This window comes from Bradyrhizobium sp. WYCCWR 13022, from assembly GCF_030435535.1.
In the GTDB taxonomy this organism is placed as follows: Bacteria; Pseudomonadota; Alphaproteobacteria; order Rhizobiales; family Xanthobacteraceae; genus Bradyrhizobium.
On record NZ_JAUIZJ010000010.1, the window covers coordinates 544,470 to 568,286 of the forward strand.

Below are 23,817 nucleotides of genomic sequence, written 5' to 3' on the forward strand. Positions count from 1 at the left end.
TCGCCATTCACGCGGCTCTTTGTTGCGTCTGCGAGCAGGCCAAGGCTACGATTCCGGCCAATCGCGAAGCGTATGTCCCCAGGGAAAAGATCGATGAGACTGAACGGCCGTCACACCGCCGGCGCAAGCCAGTTGTCCGCCATCCGCGTATGGGCGATCTGCCTGCTCCTGCTGTCAGCTGTTGCCATGAGCCCGACCACCGCCAAGGCGGCGCCGACCCAGGCCGCTGCGACGACACATGTCTATCTGCTTCGCGGCGTGCTCAACATCTTCTCGCTTGGGCTGGACACGATCGGTGCCCGCCTCGAGGCGCAGGGCATCCCGGTGACCGTCGCGAACTTCATATCCTGGTCCTCGCTCGCCGATGAGGCCGCGACCGCCTACAAGGCCGGCCGCATCAAGACCATCGTCCTGGTCGGCCATTCCTCCGGCGCAACCGCGCTGCCCGACATGATCGCCAAGCTCAACCGTCTCGGCGTTCCCGTGAAGCTCGCGATTGGCCTGGACTCCGTGTTCAAGACCAAGCTGTCGACCGGCGCCGAGCGCTACATCAACATCTATATCGGTGACGGTCCTGGCGAACCGGTCCGTGCCGCCAACGGTTTCCACGGCAAGCTCGACAATGTCGACGTGCGCGGCAGCGGTGTCGGCCACATCACCATCGATAAGAACGAGGCGATCCAGCGCCGCGTCATCGCCGAGATCGATGCCGCGATCACCCGATCGCGCGGCGGCCCGGCCGGACCGGTTGCCGAGCCTCACGCTCCACGGGCTGCGCGCTCGGCCGCGGCAGCGGCGCCGGCGAGGAACTAGTCTGGCAGCACTGGCCTGCGGAGCCGGGGCAGGTTCCTTGCCCCAAATTCCGCCAATTCGGTGGTCACTAAGCGCCGCGATGGAGGCCTTTGCCTGCCGTGGTGGGACTGCGCGACTTGATGATCAATCCAGGGCGACTTGTGGTGTTGGCGGCTTGTGCGCTGCTCGCCTTGAATCCCGGCGTGGCCGCAGCTTCGCCCGCCAAGCCGAAGCCGGCTGCGATCCCCGCTGTCGCGCCATCGCCTCCCGCTCCGCCAGCCGAGCCGCTGCCGCCGCCGAAGATCTATCTGTTCCGGGGTGCCATGGGGCCGATCTTCTCGACCGGCATAGACCGGCTCAGCGAGAAGCTGACGAAGGCCGGATTCTCGGCCGACGTCTACGAATTCACCTTGTGCCGCCTGATCGGCAACCGCGCCATCGCCAGCTACAAGGAGAGCCCGGCGCCGATCGTGCTGATCGGGCATTCCATGGGCGGGCTGTGCTCGGTCCTCATCGCCGAGATGGCGGCCAAGGAGAATGTCCCGATCAGCCTCGTGATCACCATCGATCCTGCGCATGCGACGGACGACGTGCCGCTCAATGTCGAGCGCTTCATCAATATCTTCCTGTCCGACAGCGTGCTTGGTGGTGGCGACGTGGTCGCGGTGCCCGGCTTTCGCGGCCATTACGCGAGCTACGATCTGAAGCTTAACAAGCGCGTCTCGCACATCAACATCGAGAAATCAGACGACATCCACCGTCAGATCGTCGAGATGGTGACGCAGTTGCCGCGCATCCAGGCGGCGCAGACCGAGGCCGATGCCGTGCCGCTGCGCTATCAGGTTCCCGCGGACACGCTGGTCGAATTGTGGGACAGCGGCGTGCGCATTCCGGTTCGTGCCGGCGACACGATGGAGAGCATCGCTGCGGCCCATCGCGTGCCGGCCTGGGCAATCGTGCAGAGCAACTCGCTTGAAGAGAACGCGCAACTCACCCCGGGTCAGAGCATCATCGTCCCGCGCCACCTGACGCCGCCGGAGCCTGCGGCCGCGATGGTGGCGCCGCCGCCCGCTCGGCGGAAGTAAGGTCGCGACACATGCCCGGCATGCGCATGTTCAGCAGATCGAGGTCACACCAGGAGATCATGCTGCACATGACCATGCGGGACATCAGACGGGGCTAAGCCGGGCGGGACGTGTGTGCCGTGGTTCAAGTGCGGACTATCGGCGGCTGTCGCGATGTCGTCGTGACCGTGGCTGTGTGTCGCGCCATCATGATGATCTGGCGGCACTGGGTTGTCGTCCAGGAACATCATGCCCGTCTTATCGATCGCCGGATTCACGAAGTTGAAGGAATCGCTCAGTCCGGGCGGACTCGCCGGCGCGTTTCCGTGGCGACCATGCGTGCCGTCCGCCGCGGAATGAAGCTGGTCGCTGGACCCATCGGACGCCTCCATCGCAGCATGACTGTGCTCGCTGGCCTGAGATGGACTAGAGTGAGGGCCGTTGTCGTTCACGTGGCCGTTCTGGGCGCCGTCATCGAGCGCGCCGTCGGTATCGGTCATACCGGCACGGCCATGAGACTCCGCGGCCTTGCCGTTGCCGAGATGAGGGTCGATGGCAGGAAGCGTCTCCGGCATGCTGAAAGTTGCGGCATGATTTGGTTCCGACATGTCGGTTGTACCAATTTCCTTCGGATGGACGCTGTCGTCGGACTCGGATGGTTCGAAGACGAACTTGAAAGGCTCCATCGATAGCGAATGGATTGCCGCTTCCGAGGGGCCTGGTGGTGTTGCCGCCTCGTCCGGGGTGGAGGAGGTGATCTCGTTGCTCCATCCGTTGTGATCCCAACCCTTTTCAAAGAAGTTGCTCACATCGATTGCGGTCGAGCTTCCGTTCAACGAAACGGAGCCGTCACTGTTCGTCGCCTTGATGGAGGCGTCGGAGGTGCTGGACGTCGTGACCACCGCGTCACTCAGCGTGGCCGCGGCTGGATCGAGGGTATCGCTCACCGCCAGGACCGGTGCCGCGGCTTGATCGACGATGAAGTCCGACGAATCGATGGTCGCGACACCCTGAAGATGAACTTCCAACAAGCTGGAATCGCCGATCTGGAGCGTTTGATCGGTCGGGTTGACGTACACGACGGTTTCGTTGGCCGAACTGTCGTAGATCCAGGCGATGGTGTGGGGCGGCACGGACGAACTCGTCGAGTTCAGGGCCAGGATCACGAATCCGAGTGCGCCGAGCGCTGTCAAATCGATCTTGTCGGTGCCCGATATGAAATCGGTGATCGTATCGAACCGGCCGGTCCTGGAATCCGCCACCGACAGATAGACGAAGGTATCGTCGCCATTGCCGCCCGACAGCGTGTCCGCGCCGAACCCGCCGATGATGGTGTCGTTCCCGTTGCTGCCGTCGATCTTGTCTTGCCCGGAACCGCCGTAGATGACGTCGCTCCCGTTGTTGCCCTTGATCGTATCGTTGCCGGATCCACCGTAGATGGTGTCGTTCACGCCGGTTCCGTTGAGAGTGTCGTCGCCGGCGCCTCCGTAGATGATCTGGGAAATGCTGCCGCCACCGGCGACGCTATCGCCGCCAGGCGTGCCATAGACAAACGGGGGATCTGATACGACGGTTGATCCCATCGCCAGATTGTCGAAATCGTTGGGGTCTGCGTCGCTGGCGCCATGAATGGCGATCGATATCTCCTGCGTGGTGCCGTCGATCGACGTCACCGTGAAATGGTCGGTGAGCGTGTCGCCGACATTCAGCGCATCCACCACGGCGTTGTTGTTGTCGAGCGTGTACGTCCACAGCCCGGACGCGGTCATCGTGAACGTGCCGTAGCCGCCGTCGCTGATTGTCGGCGAAGTCACCGCCGCGAAGGTGTTGGCGGGATTGTCGATGTCGGTATCGGTCAGCGTGCCCGTTGCAATTGGTGTCCCCGTGGAGAAAGTGCCGGCTTCGAGCACCGAGCCTGTCGTCGTCCCGGAAATGAAAGCGGCGTCATTCCTGCCGTTGATCGTGACAGTCACCAGTTGCTGCGTGCCGTCGACTGTGGTCACGGTGAACTGATCGGTCAGCGTATCGCCGACATTGAGCGCCTGTACCGTGGCGTTGCCGTCGTCGAGCGTATAGGTCCACGTGCCGAGTGCGGTCATCGTGAAGGAGCCGAAACCGCCGGCGCTCGTCCTTGGCGCGGTGACCGGAGTGAAGGTGTTGAACGGGTTGTCGGGGTCGACGTCGGTCAACGTTCCGGTCGCGGTCGGCATGCCAGGCGTAGCATTGGCGACACCTCCGGCCTCGATCACAGAGCCTGTGGCCATCCCGGAAATGACTGCGGCGTCGTTGCTGCCGTTGATGGTGATCGTCACGGTCTGCGCCGTTCCGTCGGCCGTGGTGACCGTGAAACTGTCGGCCAGCTTATCGCCGTTGTTGAGGGCCTGCACCGCGGTATTGGTGTTGTCGAGCGTGTAGGTCCACACGCCTGCCGCGGTGATGGTGAAGCTGCCGTAGCCATGCGCGCTTGCCGTCGGCGTTCCGACCGGCGCGAACGTGTTGGCGGGATTGTCGACGTCGGTATCGGTGAGTGTGCCGGTCGCGACCGGCGTGCCGGAGGAGATGACGCCGGCTTCGAGCACTGAACCGGTCGTTGTTCCGGAAATGATGGCAGTATCGTTCGCGCCGTGGATCGTGATCGTCACCAGTTGCTGCGTGCCGTCGACCGTGGACACGGTGAAATGGTCGGTCAGCGTATCGCCGACATTGAGCGCCTGCACCACGGCGTTGCTGTCGTCGAGCGTGTAGGTCCACGTGCCAAGCGCGGTCATCGTGAAGGTGCCGAAGCCGCCGGCGGCCGCCTTTGGCGTGATTACCGGAACGAAGGTGTTGAACGCATTGTCAGAATCGATATCGGTCAACGTTCCGCTTGCAGTCGGTATGCCAGGCGTAGCATTGGTCACGCCTCCGGCCTCGGTCACCGAGCCGTTGACCGTTCCGGAGATGATCGCCGCGTCATTGCTGCCGTTGATGGTGATCGTCACCGTCTGCGCCGTGCCGTCGACGGTCAACACCGTGAAACTGTCGGTCAGCGTGTCGCCGTTGTTGAGCGCCTGCACCGCGGTATTGGTGTTGTCGAGCGCGTAGGTCCATACGCCGGCCGTTGTGATGGTGAAGCTGCCGTAATTTTGCGCGCTTGCCGTCGGCGTGCCGACCGGCACGAAGGTGTTGGCCGGGTTGTCGACATCTGCGGCGACAAGCGTGCCCGTTGCCACCGGTGTGCCGGGCGAAGCGCCACCCGCCTCGACGACTGAACCACTCGTGCCGCCGGAGACGACAGCCGCGTCGTTGCTGCCCTGGATCGTGATCGTCACGACCTGGGGTGTGCCGTCGATACTGGTCACGGTGAAGCGATCGATCAACGTGTCGCCGGCATTCAGGGCCTGTACTTTGCTGTTGCTATTGTCGAGCGTATAGGTCCACACGCCGCCGGCCGTCATCGTGAAAGTGCCGTAGCCGCCCGCGCTCCTCGTCGGTGAACTGATCGTCGTGAAGGTGTTGGGCGGATTGTCGACATCAACGTCCGTGAGTGTGCCGGTTGCGGTCGGCATGCCGGCCACGGCATTGGCGACTCCGCCCGCCTCCACCACGGCGCCGCTGGCGTTGCCCGAGATCAGGGCTGTGTCATTGACGCCGTCAATGTTGACGACGAAGGTTTGACTCGTCGTGAACTGGCCGTCCGAGACGGTGATGACGAAGCCCGCGGTCGTCGGCGACGACAGGGCATTGATGGCATCCGCGTTCGGAACGAATGCGTAGGCGCCGGATGCGCTGTTGAGATAAAGAGTGCCATAAGGGCTAACCTGCGAGAGGTCGTATGCCTGTCCATTCAGGACCGTGGTGCCGGCTGTCCCGCCACTGAGGCCGTAGGTGAACACGACATGGAGCGGACTGCTGGCGGTGAAAGTGCCTGATGTCGTGGCGAACGTGTCGTTGAACCTGAACGTGTCGATTTCGGTTGGGCCGCCCGGCACGTTCAGTGCGGGCAGCGGGTACTGTACCAAGGTGGCTTCGACCTGCGGCAGGGCCTGGATCAGGTTCTTCAGAACGATCGAGTGATCCGAGTTGAAGTTGATGGGTTGTAGCTGGAGCGTGTCGAGGGCAGGCGGCGTACCGGATCCCGTCGGGCCTCGCGTGAGATTGGCGAGCACGTCCTGTTGAGCTGTGTGCAACTCCTCCATGCGAGCGGCGCTATTGGCAACTTGATTCACGCTGACCGAGGAGCCGATCCTGTTGAGGACGACCGTTTCGCCTGGATCATCGACAATGATGTGCCGCGGCACCCGCTCCTTGGTGATGAGTTCGAATACGCCGTGCTGAAGGTGTTTGTAAGTGATCGTATCGTTATCGAGAGAGACCGCGTCAGGATCCGCGCCTTGCGCTTCCTCCATCATCGAGAAGGTCAGCGCCGCCATCGTCAGAATGCCGAAGCCCGTCGAATGGGAGCGGCCGCGAACGCTGCCAAGCGGCGTGTCGACCGTCAGTGTGCCGCCGTTTGCCAGCCGGCCCGCTGCGAACGCAAATCGTCCGCCGGTGACTGCGACGATCGTCGCGTGTGATGCGGAATCGGAGGCGTACTCGCGCAGTTCGACACGAGCTCCGCTGGCGACGTTGAAAACGGTGTCGTCGAGAAGCCGGATTCCGATTTGCGCATCGGCCGCCGTTTCAATTACGTCAAGGTGGCAGACAAGGTCCCCGATGCTGACCTGTATGGCCTGGCCGTTATCGCGCGTGAGGGTGACGTATCCCGACGCGCTCCGAACGATGCCGATGATCTGGAGGGCTAACGGTCTAACGGCCCCATTCTGGGGTACGCCAAAAGCAACTGACATGGCCGTGGCCTCGCGTGCCGAATAACTCGGGCTCGGCGCGGTGCCGCGGTCTTCTTGTCGGTTTTGCTACGCCAGAGGGGAAATAAGCAATTTTTGGCGTTTGCAACCCCAGGCCTGCACGCCGAAGACATTTGATAACAACAGGGACTTTATGTGTCTTGCCAGGATGATGTGGGTTCAGCGGAGATGTTTCTCAGCGCTTGCAATATGCGCTCGCAAGAAGTTGACGGTCGAGCAGCGCAAAATCTAGCTTACTTTCGCTGGTCCGGCAAACCTCTTTGAGCCTAAGATCAAGATGGGACGACATACTTAGACTGGAGCGAAGTCCCCCAAGGACTGATCCAGGTTGTAGATGGTGACGATGCACGAATTGCGAGCTTGGCCGGGGCTCATACCAGCTCCACCGAGCGGATCGCAAAAAGCTCTTCTTGGAAAGGGCGGGTCATGTGCAGGCATATTGCGGTTTTAGTGACTGGTTTCATTTTGGCATCCGCGAGTGTCCTCGCTGCGCAAGCGCAAACCCAGGTCAATCCCACGACACGCGGCCTCGATGACGCTGCGCCAAAGGCCATCGGCAAGGTCGTAGCCGTTACAGGTTCGGTCTCGATCGAGCACACAGGTGCGGCCGTCGTCCAGGCGAAGTTTGGCGATCCGGCTGCTCAGGCCAGGACTGGCGATGTCGTGTATCTGCGCGACGTGGTGCGAACCGGCGCGGATAGCCGGGTCAGCATCAATTTCAACGATGGCTCGTCGTTCAATCTGTCGAGCAACGCGCGCATGACCCTGGATGACTACGTGTACGAGCCGGACGGCAAGTCCAACGCAACGTTCTTCAATCTGGCCAAGGGCACGGCGACCTTTGTCGCAGGCCAGATCGCGAAGACCGGCGACATGAAGGTCGATACGCCCGTTGCAACCATGGGAATCCGCGGCACCACGCCGCACATCGAAATTTCTGACGACGGTGCGGTCAAGTTTTCGACGCTCATCGAAGAGGGCAAGAGCAAATTGGCGAAGAAGCGCATGACTGCTGCAATGCCCGAGCAGGGAAGCGGTCCCAGGACGAACATCTGCCGAGGATGCTGAAGCGACACGGACATGACCATCAGGGCCGCCATCACCGCCAGCGTCGCGCCCGTTCTTTTGCTGCTGTCGCAGGGTTCGCCGGCGGCCGCACAGCAGCCGCATAAAATTGACCTCATCGAGAGCATCGAGCAGTGCAACGGCACGGACCGCATTCCGGCCCGAGCCCGGGTCGCCGCCTGTACGGCCCTCATCAATTCAGGTGACGCCAAGCCGGAGGCGTTGGCTTTGGCTTACAACAATCGTGGCAATGCTTATGCCGCAGCGGCGGAGTATGACCGTGCGATAAGCGATTTCGATCGCGCGATCGAACTGGCCTCGGGCTATGTCAAGCCCATGAACAATCGCGGCGTCGCTTATTTGAAGAAGGGAGCGTATGAAGACGCGGTCAAGTCTTTCGACCAGGCGATCAGGCTCGACCCGGGCTATGGCAGCGCCTTCGCCAACCGCGCGGAAGCACACCTGAAGCTGAGCCAGTATGATCGGGCCGCGCTGGATTTCAACGAGGCCATCCGCCTCGAGCCGAATTTGACATGGGCAAGGAGCGGACGCTGCTGGACCCGGGCGGTCATCGGCGACTTGCAGGCCGGGCTCGACGACTGCGACAGGGCGATCCAGTCGGGATCGAATGATGCCGCAACCTACGATTCACGCGCGCTGATCCACCTGAAAATGGGCCAACTCGCCGCTGCGATTGACGACTATAGTTCGGCGCTGCGCCTGGCGCCAAACCTGGCAAGCGCGCTCTATGGGCGCGGACTTGCCAGGCTCAGGCAGGGCGACAGCGCCGGCGGCGATCGTGACGTCTCGGCGGCAAAGCTCATCGACGTCAAGATCGCGGACGCCTTCATCCGCTACGGTGTGCAGTAAGGCCGGGGTTGGCTCGCCGGGATTGGCGTCGGCCGGCTAGACGTTCGAGCCATGGATCGCGTCGATCACGGCATCCGTCACTTCCCTCGTGGTAGCCTTGCCGCCGACGTCAGGTGTCAGCACGCCCGCCGCGCAGACGTGTTCGACCGCCTTCATCAACCGCGCTGCGGCATCCTTTTCGCCCAGATGCTCGAGCATCTGCGCGCCGGTCCAGAAGGTCGCGACCGGGTTGGCGATGCCCTTGCCGGTAATGTCGAAGGCCGAGCCGTGGATCGGCTCGAACATCGAGGGAAAACGGCGCTGCGGATCGATGTTGCCGGTCGGCGCCACGCCGAGGCTGCCCGCGAGCGCGCCGGCGAGGTCGGAAAGGATGTCGGCGTGCAGATTGGTGGCGACGATGGTGTCGAGGCTCTTCGGGTGCAGTGTCATGCGCACCGTCATGGCATCGACCAGCATCTTGTCCCAGGTCACGTCAGGGAATTCGGTCGCGACTTCGGCGGCGATCTCGTCCCACATCACCATGCCGTGGCGCTGCGCGTTCGACTTGGTCACGACGGTGAGGAATTTGCGCGGCCGCGACTGCGCAAGCTGGAACGCATAGCGCATGATGCGCGTGACGCCGACGCGGGTGAAGACGGCGACTTCGGTGCCGACCTCTTCCGGCAGGCCCTTGTGGGCGCGGCCGCCCATGCCGGCATACTCGCCTTCCGAATTCTCGCGCACGATCACCCAGTCGAGATCGCCGACGCCGACATTGCGCAGCGGCGAGGCGACGCCGGGCAAAATCTTGGTCGGCCGCACATTGGCGTATTGGTCAAAGCCCTGGCAGATCGGCAGGCGCAGGCCCCACAGCGTGATGTGATCGGGCACATCGGGCGCGCCGACCGCGCCGAAATAGATGGCGTCGAACTTCTTCAACTCAGCAAGGCCATCGGCCGGCATCATGACGCCGTGCTTCTTGTAATAGTCCGAGCCCCAGTCGAAGGTCTTGACGTTGAAGGCGATGTCGCCGCTGCGTTTTGCCAGCGCCTCCAGCACGCGGACGCCGGCAGAGATCACCTCGGGGCCGATGCCGTCGGCGGGAATGGCTGCGATCGAATGGGTGCGCATGGGAGTGCTCCGTTAGGGATGTCAGTGTGATTGCGGGACGGGTTCGACGGGCGCGGTCTGCGCGCGCGACAATAGCAGGGTGATGGCCGCGGAGAGAACGAGCAGGCCGCCAACAAAATAGAGGCCGCCGACAAAGCTGCCGGTCTGGTCCTTGATCCAGCCGATCATGGCGGGACCGACGAAGCCGCCGAGATTGCCGATCGAATTGATGGTGGCGATGCCGGCCGCGGCAGCGGGACCGGAGAGGAACAGCGTCGGCATGCTCCAGAGCGGCGGCTTTGCCGAGGAGATGCCGATGTTGACCAGCGACAGCGCGACGAGGACCGCAATCACGCCGCTCGCAAGGCCGGCATAGACAAGGCCCGCGGCGGCCATCAGGCAAGCGAGTATGACGTGCCAGGTGCGCTCGCCGGTGCGGTCCGAATGCCGCGCCCACAACACCATGGCGACGACGGCAGCCGTGGCGGGCAGCGCATTGAGGAAGCCGACCTGGAGCGAGGACAGGCCGAACTGCTTGATGATCTGCGGCGCCCAGACGCCGAGCGTGTAGAGGCCGGCCGAGGTGCCGAAATAGATCAGCGACAGTGCCAGCACGCGCGGATCGGCAAGCCCGCGCCAGATGCTGTGGCTCGCGGTTGCGGCCTTGCTGGTGGTCTCCTCGTTCATGGTCTCGACCAGCCAGCGGCGCTCGTCATCGGTGAGCCACTTGGCCTTTTCGGGGCGATCGGTCAGGAATGCCAGCACGACGCAGCCGAGGAGCACGGCCGGCAGCGCCTCCAGCACGAACAGCCATTGCCAGCCCTTGAAGCCGAGCAGGCCGTCCATCTCCAGCAGCGCACCGGAGACCGGCGAGCCCAGCACGGTCGAGAGCGGCGCGGCCGCCATGAACAGCGCGGTCACGGCAGCACGCTGGCGCGCCGGGAACCAGTAGGAGAGATAGAGGATGATGCCGGGAAAGAAGCCGGCTTCCGCGACGCCGAGCAGGAAGCGCAGGATGTAGAAGCCGGTCGCGCCTTGCACGAACGCCATCGCCGCCGAGACCAGACCCCAGGTGATCATCACCCGCGCGATCCAGATCCGCGCCCCGACCTTGTGCAGGATGATGTTGGAGGGCACCTCGAACAGGAAATAGCCCCAGAAGAAGATGCCGGCACCAAAGCCGTAGACGGTCGGCGACAGGCCAATGTCCTTGTTCATCGTCAGTGAGGCAAAGCCGATATTGACGCGGTCGATGAAGGCCACGAAGTACAGCAGCATGATGAAGGGAACGATGCGCCAGCTGATCTTGCGCAGCACGCGCGTCTGAATCTCGCTCGCCATCCTGGCCTCCCACGGTTCCGGTTTTGGTTGTGTGGCCGTGAGCCTAGGCGGGGCTTTGAGGTCGACTCAATTGGCGCTGGTTTATACAAAAAAATGATATAATTCTCTTGCAGCGAGACGAGAGGATTTTCATGGAATTGCATCAGCTCCGATGCTTCGTGGCGGCGGCCGAGCAGTTGCATTTCGGCCGAGCCGCGCAGCATCTCCAGATGCTGCCGTCCGCGCTAGGCCGGCAGATCAGGCTGCTGGAGGAGGATCTGGGGACGCGGCTGTTCGCGCGGACCACCCGGGCCGTCTCGCTCACCGAGGACGGCACGACGCTGCTGCGCGATGCCCGCGCCATCCTTGCCAAGGTCGAGGCGGTCGAGAGCAATCTGCGCAACCGCTCGCGTGCGGGAGCCGCGCGCCGGCTGCGGATCGGCGCCATCGACAGCGCTGCAGCGGGGCTGCTGCCGCTGCTGCTGCGGGACTTCCGCGCCGGGCATCCCGAGGTTTCGGTCCAGCTTCTCGAGGACAAGACGATCAGGCTGTTGCCAAAGATCCTGACTGGCGCGCTCGACCTCGCCTTCGTCCGTCCGCCCGACCGGGCGGACAAGCGGCTCGAGTTTCGCCCGCTGCTCCAGGAAACCGCGATCGTGGCGTTTCCGCAGCGTCATGCGCTGGCGGCGCGCAAGTCGATCACCCTGGCCGACATCGCCGACGAGGCGATGCTGGTGCCGGACCGCCGCTCGCGACCGCACAGCCACGATCTCACCATCAAACTGTTCGAGCAGGCAGGCCTGACGCCGCGCATCGTGCAGGTGGCCGACGAGAAGCAGACCATCATCAATCTGGTGGCGACCAAGCTCGGCGTCGCGATCGTGCCGCGCTGGACCACGCGGATGGCGGTTTCCGGCGTGCGTTTCGTGCCGCTTCGTCCGAAGCAGAGCGGTCCCGTCGGCCGGCTGCCGCTGGCCGCGGCCTGGTTGCGCGGGTCGCGCGATCCGGCCCGTGATGCCATGCTCGCAGTGCTGGAAGCGCGCCTGCGCAGCTATGCGCGAGAGGCGTGAGCGGCTATGACATGGGGCTTGGCGGGAAGATGGATACGATGACTGATCAGAAAACCTCGAACGAATTGCGGGTGGCTATCGCGGGGCTGGGCTCGATCGGCAGCAAGGTTGCGACCGCGCTCGATCAGGGCATCGAGGGGCTGACGCTGTCAGCCGTGGCGGTGCGCGATCCCGCCAAGCATCAGGTATTTCTGAGCGGCCTGCGCCATCGGCCGCAGATCATGCCGATCGATCAACTGGGCGCCGCCGCCGACATCGTGGTCGAGTGTGCGCCGACCAGCCAGTTGCGCGCGATCGTCGAGCCGGCGGTGAAGCGCGGCAAGTCCGCGGTCGTCGTCAGCGTCGGCGGGCTGCTCGACAACTACGATCTGATTGATCTCGCCCGTGCCAATGGCGGTCGGATCCTCGTGCCGACAGGCGCGCTGATCGGGCTGGATGCGGTCAACGCGGCAGCGGTCGGCACCATTCATTCGGTGAAGATGGTCACGCGCAAGCCGATCGACGGACTGAGGGGCGCACCATTCATCGTTCAGAACAAGGTCGACATCGACGATCTGCGCGAGCCGCTCAAGCTGTTCGAGGGCAGCGCGCGCGACGCGGTAAAGGGCTTTCCGGCAAACGTCAACGTCGCGGTTGCGCTGTCGCTGGCGGGCATCGGGCCCGATCGCACCCAGGTCCAGGTCTGGGCCGACCCCACCGTGACGCGCAATGTTCATCGCATCGAGGTCGAAGCCGATTCGGCCCGGTTCTCGATGGGGATCGAGAACATCCCGTCCGAAAATCCCAAGACAGGGATGATCACCGCGCTGTCGGTGATCGCGCTACTGCGCAAGCAGCGCGCGACGCTGTGCGTGGGGACGTGATCTCTACGCGCCGGTGACGCGCCAGATCACGTTGCCGACGTCGTCGGCCATCAGCAGCGACTTCTTGTCGGGACCGATGACGACGCCAACCGGGCGGCCGTAGGATTCCTTTTCGTCCGGGGACAGAAAGCCCGACAGGATGTCGCGACCGGGGCCGGAAGGCTTGCCGTTCTGGAACGGGATGAACACCAGCTTGTAGCCGGACAACTTGCTGCGATTCCACGAGCCATGCTGGCCGATCACCATGCCGTCTCCGAAGCCGGGCAAGGTCCCTGCGGGCATCCAGCACAGGCCGAGCGAAGCGGTGTGACCGCCGAGCGCGTAATCGGGTTGAAGCGCCCTGGCGACCATCGCCGGCTCCTGCGGCACGCGGTCGTCCACCGTCTTGCCCCAGTAGCAATAGGGCCAGCCGTAGAAGCCGCCGTCGCGCACCGAGGTGAGATAGTCTGGCGGCGTCTCGTCGCCGAGGCCGTCGCGCTCGTTGACGACAGTCCAGAGCACACCTGTCGTTGGCTCCCATGCGAGGCCAACAGGGTTACGCAGGCCGGCGCCAAAAATGCGATGCGTGCCGGCAACGAGATCGAGCTCGTAGACCGCGGCGCGGCCTTCCTCGACCTCCATGCCCATCTCCGCGATGTTGCTGAGCGAGCCGACGCCGGCATAGAGCTTCTTGCCGTCGGGGCTGGCGAGCAGGCTGCGCGTCCAGTGGCCGCTCGGCTTGAACGTCGTGAGCCGCTTGCCCGGCGCCTTGATGCTGTCGGCGTTGGCGACATAGGGGAAGGCCATCACGCCGTCGGTGTTGCCGACATAGAAGGTGTCGCCGACCAGCGCCATGCCGAACGGCTGGTTGAGGTTGTCCATGAAGGCGCCGCGGATTTCAGCGACACCGTCGCCGTCCTTGTCGCGGAGCAGCGTGATGCGGTTGGCGGACACGCCGAGCGCTGCGGCGCGCCGCATCGTCGCCTGCATCGCGTAGTGGAACACGCTGCGCGGAGGACCGGCGATCTGCGTCGCTTCCGCGATCAGCACATCGCCATTGGGCAGCACCTCGATCCAGCGCGGATGATCGAGATCGGTCGCGAATGCGTTGACCTTGAGCCCGGCTGCAACAGTCGGCTTCTGGCCTTGGCTCCAGCCGCGCGCGGTCGGCATTTTCAGGGTCGGAATCGCGCCTTGCGGCTTGGCTTCCGGAATGGCCGGGGCCTGTCCCCAGGCCGGCGCGGCTTCGGTGCCCGTCAGCTTCCGCCATTGCAGCGCAATGCCGCCGAGGACTGCGACGAACTGCGCGAAGATACTGGAAAAAGTCATGAGAAGCCCCTGTCGAACCCTGCGGCACGGTCCGGATCGCACCAAGCCCCGCGCGGGCCAGGAAACTAATCTCTGCCTGATCGTCGATCTCTCCAGATCCACGATGGAACGTCGTCGTGCCTTTTTTGCGCGCGCATCCAACTGGCTGGCGGTCAAAAGGTCAACCGGGGCGGAACTCGATCGGCGTCTATTCCCGTGGAATGGCTGCCGATCGAATTTGCATGGGGAGGTGCTGGGACAGTTCGCGTCCCGTCGTCACCGCGACGACATGAACGGAACGATCATCGGCACGCGGCGGCAATAAGCGCCGTAGGCGTCCTCACCGAGCTCCTTCGACAGGAACACCTCCTCCATCCGGCCCTTCTGCCACATGCCGAGCGAGATCAGGATGGCGCCGAGGATCGTCGTCACCAGGCCGATCGCCACGCCGGTCACCAGCATGCCGAAGATCAGCCCCGTGTAGATCGGGTGACGCACGATGCCGTAAGGGCCGGTGTCGATGACGCGGTGGTCTTCCTTGTGGGTGATGGTGTTGGACCAGAATTTACCCAGATGCAGCCGGCCCCACCAGGCGAAGGCGATGCCGGCGACCGAGAGGACCGCGGCGATGGTGATGCCCGTGTTGCCGAGCACCCAGAGCGGCTTCCAGCCCAGGACCTGTGCAATCCACGGCGTGTAGAGGATGCCGCCGACCAGGATCGGCAGGCGATAGCGCTGCGACTCCAGCGTCATGACCTGCTTCTTGGTCCGCCCCTGCCAGAACGAGGCGCCCACCCAGCTGGCGAGAAAGGCGAGCCAGATCAGGGCCAGGAGTTCGGTCGGCCAAGTCGTGGTCCAGCCGCCCCAGGCGACGGAGAGAAGCTTGCTGAAATCGAAGGACATGCGGGAAGGTTCTTTGGTTTGGGCGGCGGCCTTAGCCTGCGCGCGAGGAGAGCGCGTGATGCTTGATGGCGCCGGAGGGCTGCTGGCCGTTGCGGGCGAGCAGATGGGTGATGGTTTCGCGCAGCACCGGCTCAATCGGGCGCGGCGCATAGCCGAGCTCGGTGCGCGCCTTGCCGATCGAGAGGTCGCTCGCGGCGAGCGCGATGCGCACGCCTTCGGCGGTGCCGTTGGGCGGACGATGGGTGATGCGATCGGAGATCGATTCCAGCATGATGGCGGAGAGCTCCGCGATCTTGCCGGGGACGACGACGGGATATTGCCGGCGGCCGCTCATCGCCGACATCATCCGCAGGATCTGGCCAAGCCGGACGCAATCGCCGCCGAGGATATAGCGCTGGCCGACGCGGCCGCGTTCCATCGTCAGCACGAGGCCCATGGCGACGTCGCGGACGTCGACGAGGTTGACCGGGAAGTCGAGATGCGGCTGTACCTTCTTCTGGAGGAAGTACCACAGCATTGCGGTGGGCGGCGTCAGATTGTGGTCGGCAGCGCCGATCGGCATGGTCGGGGTGCCGATCACGAGCGGGAAGCCGTTCGCTGCGGCCTTCGCGGCGTGATGCTCGGCGAGCGACTTCGAGCGCGTGTAAGCGCCGGGCATCGCGTCGGCCGGCTGAAGCGCCTCTTCGGCGGCAACGCCGTTGAGGTTGGCGTAAGGGAACAGGATCGATTCCGTCGAGCAATGCAGGAAGCGCGACACACCGCGCTTCATCGCAGCTCCAAGCACGACTTCGGTGCCGCGGAAATTGACGTCGTGAAAGTCCTGCTTGTTGGCGACCCACATGCCTGGCAGGCCGGCGAGATGATAGACCTGATCGACTCCCGACAGCGCGGCATCGACGGCGGCACCGTCAAGCACCGAGCCGTGCACATGCTCGACGTCGGTGTTCGCTGTGGCCGGCGGCCGGACGTCAAGAACACGTACCCGCTGCCCACGGGCGCGGAGCGCTTCGACGAGATGCTGTCCGATGAAACCGCTGCCACCGGTAACCAGTACGGGAGTCATGAAGTAGGTTTTGCTGTTCCGCTTCGAGAAAGCTATCGGGTTGAAAGGGAGTTGGTCGGAAGAGGCGCGAGAATCGCGGCGAGGTCGCGACGAAAACCCAGTGCAATGAACAATTTTGCCATGACGAACATCGGTCCAAGCAGGAAATGCGTGGGGTGGTCGACCATCGACGGCTGTCGCTCCTCAAACACCTTGTGGCCGACGATCTGCGCCGCGACGCCAAACCCGATCAGCGCCGCAAAAATCGACCACATCATGGCGGTCGAGACCTGGTTGCCGATCGTGGTCGCGACCCAAAGCAGCACAATCATCGACACGAGGATGCCGAGTCCGACCCCAGCGTCCAGCATCAGCCAGTATACCAGGACCGGCAGGGCCAAAATCACGGCCAGGCTCACCTCGACCCCGAACATGGGAAATACGACCCGCGTCAGCGGCAGCGTTGCGCCGGTGAAGAGCAGGAGAATACCGACCACATGCATCGCGCAATTCCAGGGATCGCGATGGTATTCGACATAGTCGGCCAATTGGCGTTGAAAATAGCCAGCCATTTCAGTCTCGTGCGGCACGGGGCGGGGAAGGGTGAAGACAGCCTATAGCATCTGACAGGGCGGTGCACAAACCGGCGCTATTGTCGCGCAAGGCAGCAATGTCGCGCTATGAGACAGGTCACAAATCAGTCAGAACTTCAACGAGTTCCAACCCGTATGAAGGCTGCGCGCTCAACGCTTCTTGGCAGGCTTTTTTGCCGCAGGCGCGGTAGCGGCCGCAGGGCGCGCAGGCGCATCGTCGGGCAATTTGGCAAAGGTCAGGATTTGCAACTGGCCGTTGACAGCCGAGGTCGGCTTGGCGCGGTCGAGGAACTGCTCCTCGCCGAGGCCGATCGGCTGAAGCCGCTTGGTCGAGATCTTGAACGTGTTCACCAGCACGTCGCGGAGGGCGTCAGCTCGACGCTGGCTCAGGATCGCGTTGGCCTCGCGCGTCTTCGAATTGGATTCGACGTGGCCGACGATGAGGAACGTGTAGGGCAGCAGCGACGTGTGAACCAGCGCGTCGGCGATCCGGCCGACGGTCTGATAGGACTCCGGCTGGATGATCGGGGTGTCGGCGTCGAACTGGATCTGGGCGTTGAAGGCGGGCAGCCTGGCGAGGTCAGGTGCGATCAGCGGCCGGTTGACCGGACCCGGATCGTTCTTGATCCTGGCCTTGGCTCGCTCCATCACCTGCTGCTTCAGCGCGGGAAGATCGAGTTCGGGCGCCTCCTCGAAATGATTGAGCTTGCCGACGATGTCGTCGCGGGTCGGCGCCGTCTGCGCGCCGGCTGTGCCTGCGAGCAGAACGAGACCCAGCGCGATGCCGAATCCGGCGGCGACATGCCCGGTTGCGCGCATCATCGATACCCCGCCTCGTCGACGGCCCTCAGGCAGTTGTTGCTGATGCCCTTGGGCGTCGCGATCAGGCAGGGGATTGACTTGCTGGTCTCCTTGGTCGAGCCGCCGCAGACCTTGACGATCTCGCGCTGGCAGGCGTTCGCGACCGTGACACGGGCGGCGATGCGCTTCTGGATCGCGTCGAACGCGGTGAGGTAGTCGCTCTGGCACTGCTGGGAGAGCGCGTCCCGGTTGCGGGACAAGCATTCCTTCAGGCGCGTCGAGTCCGGGTTGACGCCGCGGCAATTGGCGACGATGTCGGCGCCGCAGCTCTTGGCCAGCAGGCCGAGCGAATCGCCAAAGCTCATGGTCTCCGCCGTCGCAAGCGACGGCATCCCCAATGCAAGCGCGATCAGTGTGATTGAGCCCCGGACCATGGTTGCATCTGATACGGGGAAGTTCGCCATGGTCAAGGGCTGTTCGGGGGAGAACCGTCGAGAGTCCGGCCGGTGCGGCGACCAGTCCTCACTCCGCAGCGTGGGCGTGGGTCGGCAATTCGATCAGCGCGACCATGTAGTTCCTGAGATCCCCAGCAACCTCTGGATCGGCTTTGAGTTCGGTCAGCGTCCTCGGTCGCGGAAGCTGGCGGCCATCCTCAATCAGGTCCTGCGCATAGAGCTCAAGCGCCTCCGGCGCATTCTCCATCGCCTCGTCGATGTCGTCGCCGCCCGAGAAGCAGCCGGGCAGATCCGGAAACCACACTCCAACGGCGTGGTCGGGGCCTTCGTCCTCAATGATGGCAATATAGTGAGCCATTTCGACCTCAGTCGGGCTTCCAGCCCGCGTCCTTATAGATGGTAGATGGCACGGACCAGCCCCTTTCCCAACTCCTTCTTGGGGTGTGGGACAACAATAGTAGCGCTCGAGACAGCGCTTTTGAACACATGGTGTGACCCGGTCACGCGCGCGAGCTTCCACCCTTCTCGCTCCAGGCGCCGAATGATATCGCGGCTCGCGGTCAGCACGGCATTTCTCCAAGAATCATCTGACCACAAAATTACAGCGCAGCGCGCGGCGTTAAGTGAGCGCGACGCTAACGGCCATCACGCCCGCTGCACAAAGCTGTCCACGACCTTCTTCTCGCCCGCCTTGTCGAAGGCGATGGTGAGCTTGTTGCCGTCGATCTTGGTGACGCGGCCGTAGCCGAATTTCTGGTGAAAGACGCGGTCGGAGAGCGAGAATTCCGACGTCGTGCCGGTGGATTTGGCGACCAGTTCGCCTTCGATCGTCAGGGGACCGCGGCGGCGCGAGGAGAAGCTGCCGAAATCAGGACCGGATGACGAAGACGATGAGAACGTCGCGGCCTGTTCCTCGAAGCCACTTCTGCCGCCACCTCCATTGCGGGCACCACCGCGGTTGCGATTGGCCTGAGCGCGCTGCCAGCCCGGTGTCGAATAGGTGGAGCCGAAGGCTTCCATATCGTCGAAGCGCGAGGCGCCGTAGCCGCCGGTGCCGCCCCAGGCCGAGCCGCCCTTGGATTCCGTGATTTCGACATTGGCGGCCGGCAATTCGTCGAGGAAGCGCGACGGGATCGTGGTCGACCAGGTGCCATGAATCCGCCGGTTGGTCGCGAAATAGATCATCGCGCGCCGCCGTGCACGCGTGAGGCCGACATGGCCGAGCCGGCGCTCCTCCTCCAGGCCGGCGCGGCCCTGTTCGTCCAGCGTACGCTGGCTCGGGAACAGGCCTTCCTCCCAGCCCGGCAGGAACACGTTGTCGAATTCGAGACCTTTGGCCGCGTGCAGCGTCATCAAAGACACCGCATCGTCCTCGGCGCCGCCCTCGCGGTCCATCACCAGCGAGATGTGTTCCAAAAACCCTTGCAGGTTCTCGAACTCCTCCATCGAGCGCACGAGCTCTTTCAGGTTCTCCAGCCGGCCCGCGGCGTCGGCCGAACGGTCCTTCTGCCACATCTCGGTATAGCCGCTCTCGTCGAGCACGATCTGGGCCAGATCCGTGTGCGCGGTGACCTCGCGCTGGGCGCGCCATCGGTCGAACTGGGCGACGACGTCGCGCAGGGATCCGCGCGCCTTCGGCTTCAGCTCGTCGGTCTCGATCACCGCGCGCGCCGCCTCAAACAAGGGGATGCGACGCTTGCGGGCGTGGTCGTGCAGCATCTGCACGGTGGCATCGCCAAGGCCGCGCTTGGGCACGTTGACGATACGCTCGAAGGCCAGGTCGTCGGCCGGCGAATTGATGACGCGCAAGTACGCCAGCGCGTCGCGGATTTCGGCGCGCTCGTAGAAGCGCGGGCCGCCGATGACGCGATAGGGCAGGCCCAGCGTGACGAAACGGTCTTCGAATTCGCGCATCTGGTAGGAGGCGCGCACCAGAATGGCGATCTCGTTGAGCTTCGCACCCTGGCGCTGGATCTGCTCGATCTCCTCGCCGATGCCGCGGGCTTCCTCTTCCGAATCCCAGGAGCCTGTGACCGTGACCTTCTCGCCGTCCTGGTCCTCGGTGCGCAGCGTCTTGCCGAGCCGGCCCTCGTTGTGCGCGATCAGATGCGAGGCGGCGGCGAGGATGTGGCCGGTCGAGCGATAATTGCGCTCGAGGCGGATGACCTTGGCGCCCGGAAAATCGTGCTCGAAGCGCAGGATGTTGTCGACCTCGGCGCCGCGCCAGCCATAGATCGACTGGTCGTCGTCGCCGACGCAGCAAATGTTCTTGACGTGGTTCTTCTCCCTCTCCCCGTCCTTCACGGGGGCGCGACGAGCTTCGCTCGCGCTGAGAGCGTCGGGGTGAGGGGCCGTCTCGACAAGCTCGGCGCTCGGGGAGTCCCCCTCACCCCCCGCGTTTTGCGCGTCGGCCTCTCCCGGCAAGCGGGGAGAGGCGAAAGAAGAAGGCGCCTGCGACAGCAGCCGCAGCCACAGATATTGTGCGACGTTGGTGTCCTGATATTCGTCGACCAGGATGAACTTGAAGCGCTGTTGATACTGCCGCAGGATGTCCGGGTGCTCGCGGAAGATGCGGATGTTCTCCAGCAAGAGATCGCCGAAATCGGCGGCGTTGAGGATCTTCAGCCGCTCCTGATAGCTCGCGTAGAGCTTGCCGCCCTTGCCGTTGGCGAACATCGCGGCTTCGCCCGAGGGCACCTGCGAGGGCATCAGGCCGCGGTTCTTCCAGCCGTCGATCAGGCCGGCCAGCATGCGCGCCGGCCAGCGCTTGTCGTCGATGTTCTCGGCCTGCAGGAGCTGTTTCAAGAGCCGCACCTGGTCGTCGACATCGAGCACGGTGAAGTTCGACTTGAGCTGCGCCAGCTCGGCATGGAAGCGCAGGATGCGGCCGCCGATGGAGTGGAAGGTGCCGAGCCACGGCATGCCCTCCACGGCGTGGCCGAGCATCTGGCCGAGCCGGTGCTTCATCTCGCGCGCGGCCTTGTTGGTGAAGGTCACCGACAGGATCTCGGCAGGGCGGGCACGGCCCTGGCTCAGGATATGGGCGATGCGCGTGGTCAGCACGCGCGTCTTGCCGGTGCCGGCGCCGGCCAGCACCAGGACCGGGCCATCCAGCGTCTCGACAGCCTCGCGCTGCTCGGGATTGAGCCCGGTCAGATATTTCGGGCCCACCGAGGCGCGTGCACGCGCGGCGATGCCGCCGGCTGCGGGCTGGTGGTCGGGTACGCCTGTGATCTTGCTCGGCTCGGTCATGCGAATCATTGGCCCCACGATGGCACCGCGGGGTGGCGGAAGGGAGCCTTCTTAACAGGGATTGGCCCCTATATGGGGCGGCCCGGCTGGGTTTTCCACGCGCGCGGCAGGTCGATTTTGTTCCTCAGCGCGGTGCGAATTTCCAACGGCTGGCGGCCGGAACCAATGTTCCGAGGTGACGATTGTTTCCGCAAGTGAGGCGCCTCAGCGCCGATCGCGGACAGACATCGAAACAGAGGTTTTGACCATGCTGAGCTGGGTTGTGACGTTTCTGGTTATCGCACTGATCGCCGGTATCCTGGGCTTTGGCGGCCTTGCCGGCGCGTCGATCGAAATCGCCAAGATCATCTTCTTCGTCGCGGTGGTGCTGTTCCTGGTCTCGGCCGTGGTCGGTCTCGCCCGCGGCCGCAGGATCTAGCGCTATCTCTTCGAGGGCATCGCCACGTTCCGGCCGATGCCCTCGGGTCGCGCCAGCGCGCTATGGGCCTTGGCGATGCCTGCGATGCGACGTTGAATATCGGGTGGAAAGGCCGCAACGCGACGTGCGTGCATGTCCATGTGCAGCGACATGTTCTCGGACGTCGCCGACAGCCAGCCTTCGCTGCCGTGGCGCATCTCCTCGAACGTGTGCAGCCGCTTGTCGTCGGCCTCCAGCAGCCACACCAGGATCTGCACGGGATCGCCGAGATGGATTTCGCGCAAATAGCGGACATGGCATTCGGCGGTGAAAGTCGAGCCCTGGCGCTCTTTCTTGTAGACCGGCCCAATTCCGAGCTCGAGCCAGAACTCGTCGATCGCCCGGTCGAACATCACGTTGTAATAGGCCATGTTGAGATGGCCGTTGTAGTCGATCCATTGCGGCTCGATCTGCATGATCGAGGAGCGGAACGGCTCGGCGGGCTTCGAAGCGGCACTCTCCGGCATGTCTCATTCCCTGGCTATGCGTCCGGTCGCTTGACTTGACCGGTGAGATGTCCTTTGCCACGGTTTCCAGTGTCGGGAGGACGATCCGTGGGTACGACCATCACCAATAATCCGCCGCGGCCGGCGCCGAAAGCCCTCGCAAGCGCGCTGGAGCAGCTTGCCGCACGCTTCGGCAACCGTCTCATCACGTCGCAGGCCGTCCGCGAGCAGCACGGCCATACCACCACCTGGATCGTCAACCAGCCGCCTGATGGTGTGGTGATGGCGCAGGAGACTGCCGACATCCAGGACGTGGTGCGGATCTGCGCGAAAAACGGCGTACCCGTCATCGCGTTCGGTACCGGCACCTCGCTCGAAGGCCAGGTCAACGCGCCCGCAGGCGGTATCTCGATCGATTTGCGCGATATGAACAAGGTGCTCGCGGTACATGCCGAGGACCTCGACTGCGTGATCCAGCCCGGCGTCACCCGCAAGGCGCTCAATGAGCATCTGCGCGACCAGGGCCTGTTCTTTCCGATCGATCCCGGCGCCGACGCCTCGCTCGGCGGCATGGCCTCGACTCGCGCCTCCGGCACCAACGCGGTGCGTTACGGCACCATGCGCGACAGCGTGCTCGCTTTGAAGGTTGTTCGCGGCGACGGCGAGATCATCACCACAGGCACGCGCGCTAAGAAATCGTCGGCCGGATACGACCTGACGCATCTGTTTGTCGGCGCTGAAGGTACGCTCGGCATCATTTCGGAGTTGACCATTCGACTCCGCGGCATCCCTGACACGATCGCGGCCGGCGCGGTGTCGTTCGAGACCGTGCATGGCGCCTGTCAGGCGGTGATCCTGGCGATCCAGACGGGCATTCCCGTGGCGCGAATCGAACTGCTCAACGCTGCGCAGGTGAAGGCCTGCAACGCCTATTCGAAGCTGACGCTGCCGGAGACGCCGCTCTTGCTGATGGAATTCCACGGCAGCGAGATCGAGGTCGGCGAGCAGTCCAAGGCGTTCGGCGAGATCGCCAGGGAGTGCGGTGGCGGTGATTTCTCCTGGACCACCAAGCCGGAGGACCGCACGAAACTTTGGCAGGCGCGGCACGATGCGTACTGGTCCGTCAAGGCGTTGCGGCCCGGCGACAGCATCGGCGTGGTCGCGACCGACGTGTGCGTGCCGATCTCGCGCCTTGCCGATTGCGTCAGCGAGACCGAGGAAGATCTCAAGCGGCTCAATTTGTTGTCGCCGATCGTCGGTCATGTCGGCGACGGCAATTTCCACTGCTCGCTGGTGTGCGACACCAACGACCCTGCCGAGATGGCGCGCGGCGAGGAGTTCATGCATCGCCTCGTCGAGCGCGCGCAGGCGATGGACGGAACCTGCACCGGCGAGCACGGCATCGGTCAAGGCAAGCAGAAATACCTCAAGGCCGAGCTTGGTCCCGAGGCGCTGGATGCGATGCGTGCGCTGAAAAAGGCGCTCGATCCGCAAAACATCTTCAACCCCGGCAAGATCGTGCCTGAGGCGTAGCCGGCGGCGTCGCGGTCGCGGAACTTTCCGCGGCCGTGCCGGTTCCAATTTTCGATGCCTCAATGGCG

Annotated in this window: 21 protein-coding genes; 8 read left to right on the forward strand and 13 right to left on the reverse strand. The window is 64.0% G+C overall.

Going from position 1 to position 23,817, the window contains the following annotated elements; all coding sequences use genetic code 11:
* Window positions 1–93 precede the first annotated feature (93 nt).
* On the forward strand, window positions 94–813 hold the full coding sequence (locus QY049_RS18285) for a hypothetical protein (RefSeq protein ID WP_194480158.1): 720 nt from the start codon (window positions 94–96) through the stop codon (window positions 811–813).
* A 119-nt stretch (window positions 814–932) separates the two neighbouring features.
* Window positions 933–1,877 (forward strand): LysM domain-containing protein, encoded by a 945-nt coding sequence (locus QY049_RS18290; RefSeq protein WP_301269858.1) that lies wholly within the window; start codon window positions 933–935, stop codon window positions 1,875–1,877.
* Between the two features lie 44 nt (window positions 1,878–1,921).
* Here the strand turns inward: QY049_RS18290 and QY049_RS18295 are convergent, their stop codons facing one another.
* Window positions 1,922–6,685 carry a VCBS domain-containing protein gene (locus tag QY049_RS18295; protein WP_301269800.1) on the reverse strand — a complete coding sequence of 1,588 codons (4,764 nt, stop codon included), beginning with the start codon at window positions 6,683–6,685 and terminating at the stop codon, window positions 1,922–1,924.
* 378 nt (window positions 6,686–7,063) lie between these two features.
* Here QY049_RS18295 and QY049_RS18300 point away from each other — a divergent pair, with 378 nt between their 5' ends.
* Window positions 7,064–7,771 (forward strand): FecR domain-containing protein, encoded by a 708-nt coding sequence (locus QY049_RS18300; RefSeq protein WP_367401192.1) that lies wholly within the window; start codon window positions 7,064–7,066, stop codon window positions 7,769–7,771.
* A gap of 12 nt (window positions 7,772–7,783) precedes the next feature.
* Window positions 7,784–8,638, forward strand: coding sequence for a tetratricopeptide repeat protein (locus QY049_RS18305; protein WP_194480162.1), 855 nt, complete (start codon window positions 7,784–7,786; stop codon window positions 8,636–8,638).
* Between the two features lie 36 nt (window positions 8,639–8,674).
* Here QY049_RS18305 and QY049_RS18310 read toward each other — a convergent pair whose 3' ends face one another.
* Window positions 8,675–9,748: a tartrate dehydrogenase gene (locus QY049_RS18310; RefSeq protein WP_194480164.1), complete on the reverse strand. Its 1,074-nt coding sequence runs from the start codon at window positions 9,746–9,748 to the stop codon at window positions 8,675–8,677.
* A gap of 21 nt (window positions 9,749–9,769) precedes the next feature.
* Window positions 9,770–11,068, reverse strand: coding sequence for an MFS transporter (locus QY049_RS18315; protein ID WP_194480166.1), 1,299 nt, complete (start codon window positions 11,066–11,068; stop codon window positions 9,770–9,772).
* A gap of 131 nt (window positions 11,069–11,199) precedes the next feature.
* On the opposite strand from QY049_RS18315, the gene QY049_RS18320 reads away from it, so the two are divergent.
* On the forward strand, window positions 11,200–12,117 hold the full coding sequence (locus tag QY049_RS18320) for a LysR substrate-binding domain-containing protein (protein ID WP_194480168.1): 918 nt from the start codon (window positions 11,200–11,202) through the stop codon (window positions 12,115–12,117).
* Window positions 12,118–12,155: 38 nt separating this feature from the next.
* Window positions 12,156–12,980 carry an aspartate dehydrogenase gene (locus tag QY049_RS18325; protein ID WP_301269801.1) on the forward strand — a complete coding sequence of 275 codons (825 nt, stop codon included), beginning with the start codon at window positions 12,156–12,158 and terminating at the stop codon, window positions 12,978–12,980.
* Between the two features lie 3 nt (window positions 12,981–12,983).
* Here the strand turns inward: QY049_RS18325 and QY049_RS18330 are convergent, their stop codons facing one another.
* The 9 genes from QY049_RS18330 to QY049_RS18370 all read right to left on the reverse strand — a co-directional run bounded on the left by QY049_RS18330 (window position 12,984) and on the right by QY049_RS18370 (window position 21,322).
* Window positions 12,984–14,288 carry a sorbosone dehydrogenase family protein gene (locus QY049_RS18330; protein WP_194480171.1) on the reverse strand — a complete coding sequence of 435 codons (1,305 nt, stop codon included), beginning with the start codon at window positions 14,286–14,288 and terminating at the stop codon, window positions 12,984–12,986.
* 255 nt (window positions 14,289–14,543) lie between these two features.
* Window positions 14,544–15,170, reverse strand: a complete 627-nt coding sequence (locus QY049_RS18335; RefSeq protein WP_301269802.1) for an isoprenylcysteine carboxylmethyltransferase family protein — start codon at window positions 15,168–15,170, stop codon at window positions 14,544–14,546.
* Window positions 15,171–15,201: 31 nt separating this feature from the next.
* The gene (locus tag QY049_RS18340; protein ID WP_194480175.1) at window positions 15,202–16,233 is read right to left on the reverse strand and encodes an NAD-dependent epimerase/dehydratase family protein; all 1,032 of its coding nucleotides are present in this window, start codon (window positions 16,231–16,233) and stop codon (window positions 15,202–15,204) included.
* Between the two features lie 32 nt (window positions 16,234–16,265).
* Window positions 16,266–16,784: a DUF962 domain-containing protein gene (locus QY049_RS18345; protein ID WP_194482618.1), complete on the reverse strand. Its 519-nt coding sequence runs from the start codon at window positions 16,782–16,784 to the stop codon at window positions 16,266–16,268.
* Window positions 16,785–16,955: 171 nt separating this feature from the next.
* Window positions 16,956–17,624 carry an OmpA family protein gene (locus QY049_RS18350; protein ID WP_194482619.1) on the reverse strand — a complete coding sequence of 223 codons (669 nt, stop codon included), beginning with the start codon at window positions 17,622–17,624 and terminating at the stop codon, window positions 16,956–16,958.
* On the reverse strand, window positions 17,624–18,040 hold the full coding sequence (locus tag QY049_RS18355) for a hypothetical protein (protein ID WP_194480177.1): 417 nt from the start codon (window positions 18,038–18,040) through the stop codon (window positions 17,624–17,626). The genes QY049_RS18350 and QY049_RS18355 overlap by 1 nt, the downstream gene beginning before the upstream one ends.
* Window positions 18,041–18,128: 88 nt before the next feature.
* The gene (locus QY049_RS18360) at window positions 18,129–18,419 is read right to left on the reverse strand and encodes a type II toxin-antitoxin system HicB family antitoxin (protein ID WP_194480179.1); all 291 of its coding nucleotides are present in this window, start codon (window positions 18,417–18,419) and stop codon (window positions 18,129–18,131) included.
* 32 nt (window positions 18,420–18,451) lie between these two features.
* Window positions 18,452–18,628 (reverse strand): type II toxin-antitoxin system HicA family toxin, encoded by a 177-nt coding sequence (locus tag QY049_RS39040; protein ID WP_194480181.1) that lies wholly within the window; start codon window positions 18,626–18,628, stop codon window positions 18,452–18,454.
* Between the two features lie 78 nt (window positions 18,629–18,706).
* Window positions 18,707–21,322 carry an ATP-dependent helicase gene (locus QY049_RS18370; protein ID WP_194480183.1) on the reverse strand — a complete coding sequence of 872 codons (2,616 nt, stop codon included), beginning with the start codon at window positions 21,320–21,322 and terminating at the stop codon, window positions 18,707–18,709.
* Between the two features lie 238 nt (window positions 21,323–21,560).
* Between QY049_RS18370 and QY049_RS18375 the strand changes: the two genes are divergently transcribed.
* On the forward strand, window positions 21,561–21,731 hold the full coding sequence (locus tag QY049_RS18375) for a DUF1328 domain-containing protein (RefSeq protein WP_045006173.1): 171 nt from the start codon (window positions 21,561–21,563) through the stop codon (window positions 21,729–21,731).
* A 2-nt stretch (window positions 21,732–21,733) separates the two neighbouring features.
* Here the strand turns inward: QY049_RS18375 and QY049_RS18380 are convergent, their stop codons facing one another.
* Entirely contained in the window at window positions 21,734–22,237 is a 504-nt protein-coding gene (locus tag QY049_RS18380; RefSeq protein ID WP_194480185.1) for a thioesterase family protein, read from the reverse strand.
* Window positions 22,238–22,324: 87 nt separating this feature from the next.
* Here QY049_RS18380 and QY049_RS18385 point away from each other — a divergent pair, with 87 nt between their 5' ends.
* On the forward strand, window positions 22,325–23,749 hold the full coding sequence (locus tag QY049_RS18385) for an FAD-binding oxidoreductase (protein ID WP_194480187.1): 1,425 nt from the start codon (window positions 22,325–22,327) through the stop codon (window positions 23,747–23,749).
* Window positions 23,750–23,817: the final 68 nt, after the last annotated feature.

Excerpts from the sequence above, each read along its gene's own strand:
- QY049_RS18295 (WP_301269800.1), bottom strand. The coding sequence starts at position 6,685 with ATGTCAGTTGCTTTTGGCGTACCCCAGAATGGGGCCGTTAGACCGTTA.
- QY049_RS18320 (WP_194480168.1), top strand. The coding sequence starts at position 11,200 with ATGGAATTGCATCAGCTCCGATGCTTCGTGGCGGCGGCCGAGCAGTTG.
- QY049_RS18360 (WP_194480179.1), bottom strand. The coding sequence starts at position 18,419 with ATGGCTCACTATATTGCCATCATTGAGGACGAAGGCCCCGACCACGCC.
- QY049_RS18345 (WP_194482618.1), bottom strand. The coding sequence starts at position 16,784 with ATGGCTGGCTATTTTCAACGCCAATTGGCCGACTATGTCGAATACCAT.
- QY049_RS18310 (WP_194480164.1), bottom strand. The coding sequence starts at position 9,748 with ATGCGCACCCATTCGATCGCAGCCATTCCCGCCGACGGCATCGGCCCC.
- QY049_RS18330 (WP_194480171.1), bottom strand. The coding sequence starts at position 14,288 with ATGACTTTTTCCAGTATCTTCGCGCAGTTCGTCGCAGTCCTCGGCGGC.
- QY049_RS18375 (WP_045006173.1), top strand. The coding sequence starts at position 21,561 with ATGCTGAGCTGGGTTGTGACGTTTCTGGTTATCGCACTGATCGCCGGT.
- QY049_RS18380 (WP_194480185.1), bottom strand. The coding sequence starts at position 22,237 with ATGCCGGAGAGTGCCGCTTCGAAGCCCGCCGAGCCGTTCCGCTCCTCG.
- QY049_RS18285 (WP_194480158.1), top strand. The coding sequence starts at position 94 with ATGAGACTGAACGGCCGTCACACCGCCGGCGCAAGCCAGTTGTCCGCC.
- QY049_RS18315 (WP_194480166.1), bottom strand. The coding sequence starts at position 11,068 with ATGGCGAGCGAGATTCAGACGCGCGTGCTGCGCAAGATCAGCTGGCGC.
- QY049_RS18305 (WP_194480162.1), top strand. The coding sequence starts at position 7,784 with ATGACCATCAGGGCCGCCATCACCGCCAGCGTCGCGCCCGTTCTTTTG.
- QY049_RS18340 (WP_194480175.1), bottom strand. The coding sequence starts at position 16,233 with ATGACTCCCGTACTGGTTACCGGTGGCAGCGGTTTCATCGGACAGCAT.
- QY049_RS18290 (WP_301269858.1), top strand. The coding sequence starts at position 933 with ATGATCAATCCAGGGCGACTTGTGGTGTTGGCGGCTTGTGCGCTGCTC.
- QY049_RS18335 (WP_301269802.1), bottom strand. The coding sequence starts at position 15,170 with ATGTCCTTCGATTTCAGCAAGCTTCTCTCCGTCGCCTGGGGCGGCTGG.
- QY049_RS18350 (WP_194482619.1), bottom strand. The coding sequence starts at position 17,624 with ATGCGCGCAACCGGGCATGTCGCCGCCGGATTCGGCATCGCGCTGGGT.
- QY049_RS18355 (WP_194480177.1), bottom strand. The coding sequence starts at position 18,040 with ATGGTCCGGGGCTCAATCACACTGATCGCGCTTGCATTGGGGATGCCG.
- QY049_RS18370 (WP_194480183.1), bottom strand. The coding sequence starts at position 21,322 with ATGATTCGCATGACCGAGCCGAGCAAGATCACAGGCGTACCCGACCAC.
- QY049_RS18325 (WP_301269801.1), top strand. The coding sequence starts at position 12,156 with ATGACTGATCAGAAAACCTCGAACGAATTGCGGGTGGCTATCGCGGGG.